The sequence below is a fragment of the Rhizobium sp. FG96 genome, assembly GCF_057808655.1.
Map to the genome: position 1 here is coordinate 13483 of NZ_JBMDIL010000010.1, position 13110 is coordinate 26592.

Here is a 13110-nt window from a genome sequence, read left to right on the forward strand (position 1 = left end):
GACGCAAAGCGCCAGGTTTAATTGTTGCTCGGCTGGGCCGGTGCCGGATCGCCGCTGCCGTGGTTCATGCCTGGCATCGAATGGCCGTCGTGGCCGCTGCCGCTCATGTCCATACCGGGCATGTTCTGCATGTCCTGCTGACTGCCGTTCGCAGCATCTGCCGGCTTCTGATCGCCGGAAGCAGGGGTCGCGGCCGCGGGGACTGCTTCGGCTTCTGCGCCATGGCCTTCGCCGACGTGGCGGTTGTCATATTCCAGCTTTTCGCGGTTCTCGGCGCTTTCCTTGCCGCCGCCGCCCATCATGTCGATATGCATCATATCGCTCATGCACATCTTGCCCGGCGTGGCGCAGAGGTTGAGGATCGCCTGGTAGAGGTCCTTGTCGGCGGTCGCGTAGTAGCGGACCGGCTCGCGCTCGGACGGCTTTTCAAGCTTGAGATAGGCGTCACGGTTCAGCGCGGTGCCCTGGCTCTTCACCTTGGCGACCCAATCGTCGAAGCCCTGCTGGTTCAGGCCATGGAACTTGAAGCGCATATGCGAGAAGCCTTCGCCGCTGTAATTGGCGGAAAAGCCCTCATACTCGCCTTCCTTGTTGATGACGGCATGAAGCTGCGTCTGCATGCCGGGCATTGCGTAGATCTGGCCTGCAAGTGCGGGAATGTAGAAGGAGTTCATGACCGAGGATGCGGTGATCCTGAAATTGATCGGCACATCGACCGGCGCTGCCAGCTCGTTGACCGTCGCAATGCCGAGCTCCGGATAGAAGAACAGCCACTTCCAATCGAGCGCCACGACTTCGACCGTCATCGGCTTGACGTTTTCGGGGATGCTCCGCTCGGCATCGATGCGATCGAGTGGACGGTAAGGATCGAGCTTGTGAGTCGAAATCCAGGTGATGGCGCCAAGGGCGATGATGATGGCCAGCGGTGCCGACCAGATAACCACTTCCAGCCGTGTCGAGTGATGCCATTCCGGATCATAGGTCGCTGCCGTATTCGAACGCCGGTAACGCCAGGCGAAGAAGAACGTCAGGAACAGGACCGGCACGATGATCAGCAGCATCAGGAAGGTGGAGACCAGAATGAGGTCTGCCTGCTGACTTGCGATATCGCCCGACGGCGACATCACGACCATATTGCATCCTGCCAGCATCATCAGCGGCAACACGGATAGAAGGCGGGAAAACTTCACGAGTTTTTGCACGTCTCTAAGCTCTTGTTGTTTCGTCCAAACCGCGACTAAAGCACTGAACCTGATGGCAACATGAGGTGTTTGGTCGCACTGCAGCAAACATGCCGCAGCGCGGCAAAGAATGTAAGGCGCTACGGCGTTGAAATCCTGATAAGTTTCGGAAGGATTTGGCCCCGGCGCATGCTTTTGTGCGGCATAATATATCCGCGAAAACGAAAACGGCCACTTGAAAGGCCGCGAATCGGGCGATCACGCCCAATTTCTCATCCACATCTAATTTTGAGAATGGATGATGAACTATTTACGTCCGTCAGACTTGATAACCTTGCGGGTTTGATCAAGATCGTCTTGAGGCGCTTTGCCGCAAGCGTCTCGACGAGGGAGGCGTTTAATGACTGCAGCACACTATGGACCATCGTCCACGACACTCGAACGTGACGCAAGACAGATTCATGCTGGCGAAAAGGTTTCGCCTGGAAGTATTGCTCTTGGCGTCATCATCGGGCGAATGTCCGAATTCTTCGATTTCTTTGTTTATGGCCTGGCCTCTGTCCTGGTCTTCCCGCAGCTGATCTTTCCCTTTGCACCGGACAGGCTGACGGGGACGCTCTATTCGTTCGCGATCTTTTCGCTGGCCTTCCTGGCGCGTCCGGTCGGCTCCGTCGTCTTCATGACGATCGACCGATTCTATGGCCGCGGCACGAAGCTGACGATCGCGCTGTTCCTGCTCGGCGGCTCGACCGCTTCGATCGCCTTCCTGCCCGGCTATAACGAGATCGGCTATTGGGCGATCGCGCTTCTGGCGCTCTTCCGGCTCGGCCAGGGCTTCGCGCTCGGCGGCGCCTGGGATGGTCTCGCCTCGCTTCTGGCGCTGAACGCGCCGCAGAACAAGCGCGGCTGGTACGCGATGATCCCGCAGCTCGGTGCGCCGATCGGCTTCGCGCTGGCGAGCACTATCTTCGGCTTCTTCATCGCCAATCTCTCCAATGAGGATTTCCTCTCCTGGGGCTGGCGCTATCCGTTCTTCGTCGCCTTTGCGATCAATGTCGTGGCGCTCTTTGCGCGCCTGCGTCTGGTCATGACGCAGGAGTTCGGCACACTTCTGGAACAGCACGAACTTGAAGCCGCGCCGATCGGCAAGGTTCTGAAAATCCACGGCCGCGATATCCTGATCGGCGCCTTCGTGCCGCTCGCGAGCTTCGCGATGTTCCACCTCGTCACCATCTTCCCGCTCGGCTGGATGAGCCTCTACGGCACGCAGCCGCTCGACACTTTCATGGTGGTGCAGATCATCGGCGCGCTCGTCGGTATCGTCGCGATCATCGCGTCGGGCCTGATCGCCGATCGAATCGGCCGCCGTGCCCAACTGGCCGTCTGTGCGGTGCTGATCGCGATCTTCTCCTTCGTCGGTCCGATGCTGATCGCTTCGGGCGATGCCGGCCAGGACGCCTTCGTCATCATCGGCTTCGGCGTGCTCGGCCTTTCCTTCGGCCAGGCGACCGGCTCGATCTCTTCGCGCTTCGGCCGTGGCTACCGCTACACAGGCGCCGCCTTCACCTCCGACCTCGCCTGGCTCGTCGGCGCCGGCTTCGCCCCGCTGGTGGCGCTCAGCCTGTCCAGCAGTTTTGGCCTGACCTTCGTCGGCTACTATCTGCTGTCGGGCGCCATCTGCACGCTGGCAGCGCTCGCCTTCAGCAGGGCGCTGGAGCAGCGGGAATAGATTAGGGACCGCGCCAGGTCGATTCGAAAAGCCCGGTTTCGACCGGGCTTTTTATTAATCGATGCGTTGCAAATTATAATTGATTGCATATCCTTCTCTGCGAAGGAGATGCCGTCATGACCCGTTCCACGATCGACCATGCGACGCTCGCCCAACTGGCCGGCGCCGGTGCCATCGACAAGACGCTTGTCGTCGGCCAGACCGGCGGCTGGTCCATCGTCGTGCGCTACGGAAAGAGCGAGCATCCGCTTGCGGCACAGCGCAGCCGTCAGGTCAGGCTCTTCAAGAAGATGGAGACGCTGGTGTCTTATCTCCGGGACATCGGCATCTCCCAGTTCGACGTCGACGCCAGCGATTATGCCGCCGAGCCCGCCAAACGCCCCGATCGCGCCGACGCTCTGAAGCGGGCGCATGAGGCCGCCGAGCATGACCGGTGGTTCCGCGAACAGGTTCAGATCGGCCTTCGCGAAGCGGATGATCCGAATACGGTGTGGATCAGCGATGAAGAGGCCAACAAGGAAATGGACGAGTTGCTGGCTAGCCTGAGGTCGCGCTTGCCAGGTGATCGGCAGTGATCGTCAGATGGCTGCCGCGTGCTCTGAACGATCGCCGAAACCAGGTGTCCTATATATTCCAGCGAAACCCTCAGGCAGCAGTCCATTTGGAAACGCTTGTACGCAGCCAGAGCGAGCTCCTGCACAGTTACCCTCTCGCTGGCCGAATTGGTCGCCAGAAAGGCACGCGGGAGCTCGTTGTTCCCAACAGCTCCTACGTCATCATCTATCGCATCGATGAAAAGGCCCAGCAGGTACACATTCTACGCCTGCTTCACGGCGCCCAGCAATGGCCGCCGGAAGAGGAGTGAGGCTGGTTAGCGAGCGACGGCTTCCGGCTGCTTGGCGCGGGCGGCGGTCAGTTCGGCGGTCGTGTGGTTAAGGCGGTCGGCCAGCACGCGCATGATCTCGACGGCCATTTCAGGGAAGTCGCTCAGCAGCTTCAGGAAGTGTTCCTTGCTGATGCGCAGGACTTCGAGGCCCGAGGTGGCGCGCACGGTTGCCGTACGCGAGACGTCGCAGAGAATGGCGATTTCGCCGACGATGGAATTGAGCTCGACATCGGCAACCTTGATGTCGCCGGCGGGAGAGTGGACGAGAATATCGGCCGTGCCAGAGAGGATCACATAGGCTGCGTCGCCCGGATCGCCCTGGTGGAAGAGGTTCTGACCGGCCTTGTAGGTCATCCGGTCGGAGGTGAACGCCAAAAGCTTGAGTTTCGCCGGAGCGATCCTGGAAAAGATCGGCACCCGTCGCAGCATTTCGACTTCATCTCTCAACAGCATGAGCGTTTTACCCCCTGCAGCGCCTCCTCGCCAAAGGAGATCGCGCTTTTTAAAACTCTACCAGGCATTCCCTCGCAAGAATGCCGTCTCAGCCGCCCCAATAGATTATTACGATAACAGTTCCTTGAACATAGTGTTTTTCTCCGAAAGTTCCGGATAGCCACCGGCTTCGGCAAGGCCGCCGCGCTCGAACAGCAGGATCCGGTCGAAGATTTCCGCCAGCCGGGCATTGGAGAGCACGAAGATGATCGCGGGCCGCTTGCCCTCTTCATGCAGCCCGGTCACGACGTTGCGAATGATCTGGTCCTGGACGCGCTGGTCGAGTGCCAGCAGCGGCCGGTTGAAGATGAAATAGTCCGAGCGCTTCAAGAGCGTGCGGGCCATATTGACCTTCTGGCGCTGGACCATCGTCAGGCGCTTGCCGCCGGAACCGACGTCGAATTCCATGCCGATCGACAGCACGTCGTCGTAGAGATCGAGCTGATCGAAGAGCTCGCCCATGATCAACCGGATCTGGTCGGAGGCATCGGCCTGCTGATAGGCGATGCGGCCGAAGAGCACGTTGTCCATCAAGCTTGCCGATGCGGTGAAGCGCTCGGGATCGTAGCGCTCGATCAGGGCCGAGAGGTCGTCGGGAATATGCTCGTGGAACTGCTTGCGGGCCGAAACGATCTTCGCCATCAGCTCGTCGGTCAGCAGACCAAAACGGTGGCGGGGCTCGATATAGGCGAAGCTTAGCCGGATGATGCTCGAGCGTTCTTCCGCCGTCGCATCCTCGAATTTCCGGCTTGTCAGTTTCTGGAGCAGCGCCTGATAGGTCGGAATGTCATCCGCCGTCATGAAGGTCAGCTGCTGGAAGAACGGGTGGTCCGGCGGCAGGTCATGGAAGAGTTCGACGGCGTTTTCCGCGATCTCGAGACCCATGGCGTAGAGATCGTTGCTGAGCCCGGTATCCCGGAACAGCTGCTGGAAATAGGGATGCGCCGCCAGCCGGCGGTTGGTCATCATCGGCCGCTTCATCGTGCCGAATAGCAGGTTTTCGCCGACCGTCGCCTGCGGATTGTAGGCGTCGAAATCGAAGGGCACGACGATCGTATCGAGGTTCTCTTCCTTGAGGCGGTCACGCAGCGCGAGTCGCAGATCGACGATGCGGTCGGCCAGGACGACATGCACGGATGTATCGACCGAGGAGCGCAAGGCGAGGTCGAGGATATCCTGTGAGATCATCACCGCGTCGAGAACCGGGCGGATCGCCTTCAGCAGGTCTTCGGGCCCGTTGGCGCCGGCGGCATTGTAATCCACCCAGTCGCTGTTCAGGTCGAATGTCGGATTGCCGGCGCGTAGCGCCTCGGCATTGCGCCACTTGAGTTCGAGCGCCTTCTGCGAGTCGTAGCCTGGATCGGTCAGCGGCGCGTGCTTGAGCCCGTAAAGCAGGTTGTCGCGCAGCGTGCCGTGGAAGAAATAGGTGTCCGACGAAGCATAGGAGATGCGCCGGCCCGTCACCGATTCCGGCATGTCGAGAAGGTCGCGCCCGTCGATGCTGATGCGGCCGGAATCCGGCCAGACGATGCGCCCGAGCGCTTCGGCAAAGGCTTCCGCGCCGCTGCCGTTCGGCCCGACGATGGCGACCGTTTCGTTCGGCTTGATCTCGACCGAGACGTGATCGACGAGACGCGCGCCGCTGTCGTCGCTGACGGCAAGATTGGTGACGACGAGAGCCGCGGTCAGCGGGCCGACGACGTCGCCCGGAATTTCCTGGATCTTGCTGTCGATCAGCGGCTCGACGTTGAACTGCTCGTAGACCTGCTGGTACTTGACCTGCACGTCCTGACGCATCTGGTCCCAGTCGATCAGTTCCTTCAGCGGGCCGGGCAGGTCCTTGTAGGCCGAGATGACGGCGACGAGCTGACCGATATCGAGCCGTCCCTGCAGCGCCAGATAACCGCCGATCGCGTAGAACAGGAAGGGCGTGACCTGGGCCAGGAAGTTGTTCAGGAACTTGACCAGGAACTTCCACTGATAGAGGTCGTAGCGGATCTTGAAGATCAGCCCGAGGCGCGACGCGATGTCGGCGCGCTCGAGATTCGACGTATCGTTGCCATGGATGGTGCCGATGCCATCGACGATTTCGCCGACGCGGCCGGAGAGTTCGCGGGCGGTCAGCTGGCGCTGGCGGCCGAGATCCAGAAGCCGCTTTCTCATCCGCGGAATAACGATGGCCTGCACGCCGACGATACCGGCGGCGATCATGCCGAGCCAGAAATTCTGGACGATGATGAAGGCGAGCGCCGTCAGCGCCTGGCCGCCCAGTAGCGCCGGAGAAACGAAGGCGTCGCCGGTAAAGCCGCCCATCGGCTCCACCTCGTCCTTGATCATCGTCGCGATTTCGGCCGACTTCACCTTCTTGAAGTGCGACGGCGGGAAACGCAGGACGCGGTCGATCAGCTGAAAGCGGATGCGGCGCAGCATGCGCTCGCCAAGGCGGCCCTTATAGGTGTTGATATAGAACTTGAAGAGGCCGTTCAGCACCACCAGCGCCAGGAATACCAGGCTCAGCGCCATCAGCATCTGCAGGCGGTTCAGCTGGATGCCCTGGAAGAGCTCGACATGCCCGATCAGCGGCAGGTCGTAGGACAGGTGCATGAAGGTCTGCGTCGCATTGGCATTGTCGAAGCCGTCACCCTGGATCGGTCCGTTGACGATCTGCTTCGGCAGATCGAAGGACAGGAAGTAGGGGATCATCGACGCCGCAACGACCGCCAGAATCCAGAGCTGCTGGAGGCGGGTGTTCGACCAGATATAGCGGGCGAGGCTCTTTTCCATTGCTAACCGTCAGCCTGATGGGAGGGTCCGGAGACGTTCGAGGAGGGAGATTCGGGAAACAGGATCATGCCGCCGGACCGCCGGATATCGTAACGAAAACAAGGCGAAGCGGACTGCCGTCGAAAAGCCGATTCTGCCGGAAATTCGTTTATATCACAGGACTTTCATAAAGTGCGAGCAATTCAGCCGAGCATCGTGCGAATGATCGCAGCTGTGGTCTCCGCGCCAGCCAAATCCAGGCTCGCGGCCTTGCGGGGCGGCGCATCCATCGCTTCGGTCACGGCTTCGGCGACATGCGCTGCGGTCAATCCGGTTTCCGGCAAGATGCCCGCGAGCCCCATCGCCTTCAGCCGCTTGGCCCGTACCGTCTGTTCGGTTTCTCCACCGGCGACGAAGGGGATGAGGATCGCCCGGCAATCGGTGCGCAGGAGGTCGCCGACGGTGTTATAGCCCGCCTGCGAGATCGAGACCTTGGCGCCCTTCAGCAGCGAAGGGAAATCCTTGCGGAAGCGCACGAGGGTGACATTGGCAGGCGCATCGTCCTGCAGAGACTGAAAATCGGCCTCCGGCAGGTTGGGTCCCGATATCAGCAGCCAGCGGTATTCTGCGGGCAGGGAGCGAGCCGCATCCCGGGCCGCGCGGATCAGCTCCAGCCCGACGGCGCCGCCGCCTGCGGAGGCGATGATGTCGAAGCGTTCGGCCGGATCGGCCGCCGGTGGCGGCGCGACCATACCGGTATAGCGGACCTTGCCGGCGATCTCCGGTGTCAGCGGAAACGTGTCTTCCAGGCGGACGAAATCGGGATCGCCGTGAACGAGGACGGCATCGAAATGCTCCTGCACCAGTTTCACGGTTTCCGCATCGCGGCCAGCCTTGCGATTTTCCTGCAGGATGTCGCGCACCGAGCTGAAGAGTTTCGGCCGCGGATTGGCTGCAGCGATGGCATCGAGCAGTGGCAGCAGTTCGAAGCGCATCTGGCGGCGGCCGAAGGGGAAGGCCTCGATGATGACGGCGTCGGGCTTGGCGTTCGCGAATGCGGCGAGCAGCTGGTCGCGACGCGCATTGAGGAAATCTTCCGTTGCCGGATTGCCGTTGGCATCCGCGAGGCCGGAGAAACCGGCATTGCCGGCAACGACCGCCGGCAAGGCGATGGTCTTCAAGCCCTCGGCCGGGAAGCCGGGCACCGGCAGACCGCCCGTCACGACGGTGACGTCGAAACCATCCTTCGCCATCGCATTGGCGATGCGGCTGGCGCGGGCGATATGGCCGATGCCGAGCAGATGCTGGACGTAGAAGAAAACGCGCTTGGCGCTCATGGGTCTTTCCGCCATTCGTCTTCGAAAAGCTGTGTCAGCTGCGCGATGCTAGAGTGATAGTCAAATTGCGCCCGCACCCGCTGCTCGGCGGCATCGCCCAGCCGATGGCGCAGCGCCGGATCGCGGATCGCCCTTTCAAGGGCTGCCGCCAGGGCCTTCGGATCTTCCGGGGGAACGACCAGGCCGTTCTCGCCATCCGTCAGCAGCTCGGGCACGCCGGAAATATTGGTGGAGAGGCAGGCGAGCCGCTGGCTTGATGCCTCGACGAGGACATTCGGCAGGCCATCGCGGTCGCCATTGGCGGCGATGCGGCAGGCGAGTACGAAGAGATCGGCGCGGCGGTAGTGATCCAGCACGTCTTCCTGGGCGAGTGCGCCTTTCCAGGCGATACGCTTGCCGAGACCGAGCTCATTGGCGATGGACTTCAGCTTCGACAGCTCCTCGCCGCCGCCAATATGATCCAGCCGCCAGTTGAGCTCCGGCGGCAGAAGCGCGAGCGCCCGCAGCAGGATGTCGTAGCCCTTCTTCTCGACGGCGCGGCCGACGCTGAGCAGGAAGACCGGATCATCGGCCGACGAGCCGTCCCGCAGCGAACGTTCGCCGGAGAAATGGCCGAAGCGGGCGAGGTCGAGCCCGTGATAGCTGAGATGCACCGCATCCGGACGGCTGGTCAGCGTGCGCATATGCTCGTAGCCGGTGCGCGTGCACGTCACCGCCCAGCGGGCGCTCGAGAGCTTCTCGTTCAACTCCCAATCCGGCGACGTCCAGATATCCTTGGCATGCGCCGAAACGGTCCAGGGCGTGCCCGTCAGGATGCTTGCATATTCGGTGACGGATGCCGGAGTGTGGATGAAATGGGCATGCAGCCAGCGGCCGTTGTCGGGCCATTCGCGGGCGAGCACCAGCGCCTGGCCGAGACGGCGAAAGCGGTTGCGGGAGATATCGCGCGGCAGGTCGGCCATGAAGCGCTTCAACAATGCGCCGAAACCCGCCTTGCCGAAACCAGCAAACAGGCCTTTCAGAACGCGGAATGGCTCCTCGTGCAGGTATTCCGGCAGGTAGACGACGCGGGCCTTGATCTCGTCGTGGACAGGATGCCGCTTCTTGTCGGTCGGCCGGCGCATGGAAATCAGCGTCAGGTCGAAGCCGGCCTTCTCGAGGCCGAGCAGTTCCTGCGCGATGAAGGTTTCCGAAAGGCGTGGATAGCCCTTCAGCACGACGAGGATCTTCCGGCGTTCTGGCAAGGCTGTTGTCTTCACTCTGCGCCGACGAGGGAAAGGTGGCCGCCGCGGTTGTCGAGCCAGTGGCCGACTGTCTCCGAGATATGATCAAGGCCTTCGAGGCGCATGTTGCAGCCGCTTTTCGACGGCGGCAGGCGGCTCGGAAGGCGCTTCAGCGCCTCAGCCATCACAGCCGGATTGGCTGACTGGTCCGGCAGCAGCATATCGACGAGGCCGAGTTCGCTGGCGCGCTGGGCGCGCAGCAGCTGCTCTTCGCGCGGCTTGACGCGCGGCACGATCAGCGCCGGCTTGTCGAACGAGAGAATCTCGCAATAGGTATTGTAGCCGCCCATGGCGACGACAGCGGTTGCCCCGGCGATCAGTTCTTCCATGTGATTGTCGAACTCGATGACCTCGATCGCCGCGATCTTCTCGCCCTTCTTGACGAGCTTGGTGCGTTCCGCCGCGGGCATATAGGGGCCGAGGACGACGAGCGCCTTCTGCTGCAGCGTCTGGTCCTGTTCGTAGGCGTTCATCACGTCATGGACGAGATCTGAGCCATCGCCGCCACCGCCGGTGGTCACCAGGATATAGTTGTCCTTCGGCGTGTTCAGCGACTTCTTGCTCTTGGAGACGCTGCGCTGCAGGAAGCCGACGAAATCCATCTTGCGGCGGACATTGGCGGGAACGTCGAGACCAACGAGCGGGTCGTAGAAATCCGGCGGGCCATAGACCCAGACGCTGTCGTAATACTGATCGATCTTCTGCATGATGCCGTTGCGCTTCCACTCGGCGTCGAGCAGATGCGGGGCGTCCATGATTTCGCGCAGGCCAAGCACCAGCGTCGTGCCGCGGGCCTTGAGATAGGCGAGCGTATCCTCGACTTCGCCCTTCAGGCCCATGGGCTCCTTGTCGACGATGAAGATATCCGGCTGAAAGGTTTCCGCCGTGTGGCGGATGCTCGATTCGCGCATCTTCAGCGTATCCTGAAGATCGATATGGCTCGCCATCGATGTATATTCGCCGTTGCGAAGCTTGATGACGCTCGGGATCTTCACGAAATCGACGCGGGCGCGATAGTCGAAAGCGCCGGCGATCGTGGCGCCGGAGATGATCAGGATGTTCAGGCCGCGATAATCCTCGACCAGCGCATGGGCGATGGTCCGGCAGCGGCGCAGGTGGCCGAGACCGAACGTATCGTGGCTGTACATCAGGATGCGCGCGTCTTCGACACGTCTGGCCATGGGCAATACCTCTGGGGCGAACGACATTATCGCCCCCGCTTTCCGGAGGCCGCGCGACAGCGGATCAGACAGCCGCCGGGCGCCCTGTTATTTGTAGGGGTCTGCTGCATCGCGCAAGCCGTCTCCCAGAAAGTTGAAGGCTAAAATGACGAGAACCACCGGAATAATCGGAAAAAGCAGCCAAGGGTAGAAGGCAATCACACTTACGCTTTTTGCTTCCGTGAGCAAGATGCCCCAGCTGGTGATCGGCGGGCGCAGACCGAGGCCGAGGAAGGACAGGGCCGTCTCGCCGAGGATCATGCCGGGAATGGAAATGGTAGCCGACGCAATGAGATGCGACATGAAACCGGGCACCAGATGGCGGCCGATGATACGCGGGGTGCTGGCGCCCATCAGTTGCGCCGCCTGCACGTAATCTTCCTCGCGCAGCGCCAGAAGCTTGGATCGCACCGCGCGCGCCAGTCCTGTCCAGTCGATGATGCCGAGAATGACCGTGATGCCGAAATAGATGACGATCGGGCTCCAGGTCACCGGCATGATGGCGGCGAGCGCCATCCAGAGCGGCAGGCTCGGCAGCGATTGCAGCACCTCGATCATGCGCTGGACGATGAGGTCGAAGACACCGCCGCGATAGCCGGCCAGACCGCCGATGACGATACCGAGCACGAAGCTGATTGTGATGCCGATCAGGCCGATGGTCAGCGAGATACGGGCGCCGTAGAGGATGCGCGAGAGCACGTCGCGGCCGAGACGGTCGGTGCCGAGCAGATACATCTGGCCGCCTTCGGCCGGGCAGACGAGGTGCAGGTTGGAATCCACCAGACCCCAGAAACGATAGGCATCGCCGCGGCAAAAGAAGCGGATCGGCTGAATATCGTTGGGCTTCTCGGTATAGATGCGGCGCAGCGTATCGATATCGAGCTGCATCGAGCGGCCATAGACGAACGGGCCGACGAACTCGCCCTTGTCGAAGAAATGCACCCGCTGCGGCGGCGAATGAATGTAATCGACATTGCGGCTATGCAGTCCGTAGGGCGCCAGGAATTCAACGATCAGGATCGCGAAATAGACGAATGCGAGGAAGATGCCGGAGACCAGTGCCAGCCGGTGCTGCTTGAACTTCCACCACATCAGCTGCTTCTGCGAAGCAAGGTGAATGCGCGACTGCGCAGAGGTCATCGTCTCCTGCGCATGCGGATCGAACGGCGTGGTCGAGACAAAATGCTCCAGGGGCGCACCGGGCGGCGGCAAGGGCGACATTATTTGGTGCTCCTGCCTTGCAAGCGGATGCGGGGATCGAGGAAGCCGAGCGCGATATCGGAGATCAGCACGCCGATGACGTTCAGGAAGGCGAGGAACATCAGGAAGGAGCCGGCGAGATACATGTCTTGGCTTTGCAGCGCCTTGACCAGCATCGGCCCGGTCGTTTCCAGCGACAGCACGATCGCGACGATTTCGGCACCCGAGATGATCGATGGCAGGATCGAGCCGATATCGGCGACGAAGAAGTTCAGCGCCATGCGCAGCGGATATTTGATCAGCGCCCGGGTCGGGTGCAGGCCCTTGGCGCGCGCGGTCGTCACATATTGCTTCTGCATCTCGTCGAGCAGATTGGCGCGCAGGCGGCGGATCATGCCCGCTGTTCCCGCAGTGCCGACGATGATGACGGGGATCCAGAGATGCGCGAGGATCGACTTCGCCTTCTCCCAGCTCATCGGCTCGTTCAGATATTGCTGGTCCATCAGGTGGCCGATCGACAGCCCGAACCAGACATTGGCGAAATACATCAGGATCAGCGCCAGCATGAAGTTTGGAATGGCGATACCGAGCAGGCCGAAAAAGGTTAGCCCGTAGTCGCCCCAGCTATACTGATGCGTGGCCGAGTAGATGCCGATCGGGAAGGCGATCAGCCACGTGACGAGGATCGTCGTGAAGGAAACCAGGATCGTCAGCCACAGGCGGTCGCCGACCACTTCGGAGACCGGAAGCTGGTATTCGAACGAATAGCCGAAGTCGCCGTGCAGCATGCCGCCGACCCAGTAGAAGTAACGGACGATCTCCGGTTTGTCGAAGCCGTACTGCTTCCGGAGTTCTTCGATTTCCTGCAGGTTGGCGGTCTCGCCCTGGGCGCGCAGTTCGGCGATCTGGCTTTCGAAGAAGTCGCCCGGCGGCAGTTCGATAATGGTGAAGACCAGCGCGGAGATGACGAAGAGCGTCGGCACCATGGCGGCGATGCGCCAGAGAATATATCTCAGCAT

11 protein-coding genes are annotated in these 13110 nt (G+C 61.4%); 3 read left to right on the forward strand and 8 right to left on the reverse strand.

Going from position 1 to position 13110, the window contains the following annotated elements; translation table 11 throughout:
- Positions 1-17: 17 nt before the first annotated feature.
- Positions 18-1202 (reverse strand): ubiquinol oxidase subunit II, encoded by a 1185-nt coding sequence (gene cyoA, locus ACODR6_RS19830; RefSeq protein WP_413711624.1) that lies wholly within the window; start codon positions 1200-1202, stop codon positions 18-20.
- Positions 1203-1581: 379 nt separating this feature from the next.
- Here cyoA and ACODR6_RS19835 point away from each other — a divergent pair, with 379 nt between their 5' ends.
- The 3 genes from ACODR6_RS19835 to ACODR6_RS19845 all read left to right on the forward strand — a co-directional run bounded on the left by ACODR6_RS19835 (position 1582) and on the right by ACODR6_RS19845 (position 3775).
- Entirely contained in the window at positions 1582-2910 is a 1329-nt protein-coding gene (locus ACODR6_RS19835) for an MFS transporter (protein WP_112712350.1), read from the forward strand.
- Positions 2911-3026: 116 nt separating this feature from the next.
- Positions 3027-3485 carry a hypothetical protein gene (locus ACODR6_RS19840; protein ID WP_489023891.1) on the forward strand — a complete coding sequence of 153 codons (459 nt, stop codon included), beginning with the start codon at positions 3027-3029 and terminating at the stop codon, positions 3483-3485.
- Complete coding sequence (locus ACODR6_RS19845; protein ID WP_489023893.1) at positions 3482-3775, forward strand: type II toxin-antitoxin system RelE/ParE family toxin; 294 nt, start codon at positions 3482-3484, stop codon at positions 3773-3775. Before ACODR6_RS19840 ends, ACODR6_RS19845 begins: the two co-directional genes overlap by 4 nt.
- Before the next feature lie 6 nt (positions 3776-3781).
- Here the strand turns inward: ACODR6_RS19845 and ACODR6_RS19850 are convergent, their stop codons facing one another.
- The 7 genes from ACODR6_RS19850 to ACODR6_RS19880 form a co-directional block, all read right to left on the reverse strand.
- Positions 3782-4249: a cyclic nucleotide-binding domain-containing protein gene (locus ACODR6_RS19850; RefSeq protein ID WP_112712346.1), complete on the reverse strand. Its 468-nt coding sequence runs from the start codon at positions 4247-4249 to the stop codon at positions 3782-3784.
- A 108-nt stretch (positions 4250-4357) separates the two neighbouring features.
- The gene (locus ACODR6_RS19855; protein WP_449097895.1) at positions 4358-7072 is read right to left on the reverse strand and encodes an ABC transporter transmembrane domain-containing protein; all 2715 of its coding nucleotides are present in this window, start codon (positions 7070-7072) and stop codon (positions 4358-4360) included.
- A gap of 182 nt (positions 7073-7254) precedes the next feature.
- The gene (locus ACODR6_RS19860) at positions 7255-8388 is read right to left on the reverse strand and encodes a glycosyltransferase family protein (protein WP_489023895.1); all 1134 of its coding nucleotides are present in this window, start codon (positions 8386-8388) and stop codon (positions 7255-7257) included.
- The gene (locus tag ACODR6_RS19865) at positions 8385-9632 is read right to left on the reverse strand and encodes a glycosyltransferase (protein WP_203431084.1); all 1248 of its coding nucleotides are present in this window, start codon (positions 9630-9632) and stop codon (positions 8385-8387) included. Before ACODR6_RS19865 ends, ACODR6_RS19860 begins: the two co-directional genes overlap by 4 nt.
- An 11-nt stretch (positions 9633-9643) precedes the next feature.
- On the reverse strand, positions 9644-10852 hold the full coding sequence (locus ACODR6_RS19870) for a glycosyltransferase family protein (RefSeq protein ID WP_112712338.1): 1209 nt from the start codon (positions 10850-10852) through the stop codon (positions 9644-9646).
- 87 nt (positions 10853-10939) lie between these two features.
- Positions 10940-12112: an ABC transporter permease gene (locus tag ACODR6_RS19875; protein ID WP_165402755.1), complete on the reverse strand. Its 1173-nt coding sequence runs from the start codon at positions 12110-12112 to the stop codon at positions 10940-10942.
- Positions 12112-13110, reverse strand: a complete 999-nt coding sequence (locus tag ACODR6_RS19880; RefSeq protein ID WP_203431083.1) for an ABC transporter permease — start codon at positions 13108-13110, stop codon at positions 12112-12114. Before ACODR6_RS19880 ends, ACODR6_RS19875 begins: the two co-directional genes overlap by 1 nt.

Excerpts from the sequence above, each read along its gene's own strand:
- ACODR6_RS19835 (WP_112712350.1), top strand. The coding sequence starts at position 1,582 with ATGACTGCAGCACACTATGGACCATCGTCCACGACACTCGAACGTGAC.
- ACODR6_RS19840 (WP_489023891.1), top strand. The coding sequence starts at position 3,027 with ATGACCCGTTCCACGATCGACCATGCGACGCTCGCCCAACTGGCCGGC.
- ACODR6_RS19850 (WP_112712346.1), bottom strand. The coding sequence starts at position 4,249 with ATGCTGTTGAGAGATGAAGTCGAAATGCTGCGACGGGTGCCGATCTTT.
- ACODR6_RS19855 (WP_449097895.1), bottom strand. The coding sequence starts at position 7,072 with ATGGAAAAGAGCCTCGCCCGCTATATCTGGTCGAACACCCGCCTCCAG.
- ACODR6_RS19860 (WP_489023895.1), bottom strand. The coding sequence starts at position 8,388 with ATGAGCGCCAAGCGCGTTTTCTTCTACGTCCAGCATCTGCTCGGCATC.
- ACODR6_RS19870 (WP_112712338.1), bottom strand. The coding sequence starts at position 10,852 with ATGGCCAGACGTGTCGAAGACGCGCGCATCCTGATGTACAGCCACGAT.
- ACODR6_RS19875 (WP_165402755.1), bottom strand. The coding sequence starts at position 12,112 with ATGTCGCCCTTGCCGCCGCCCGGTGCGCCCCTGGAGCATTTTGTCTCG.
- ACODR6_RS19880 (WP_203431083.1), bottom strand. The coding sequence starts at position 13,110 with ATGCTGAGATATATTCTCTGGCGCATCGCCGCCATGGTGCCGACGCTC.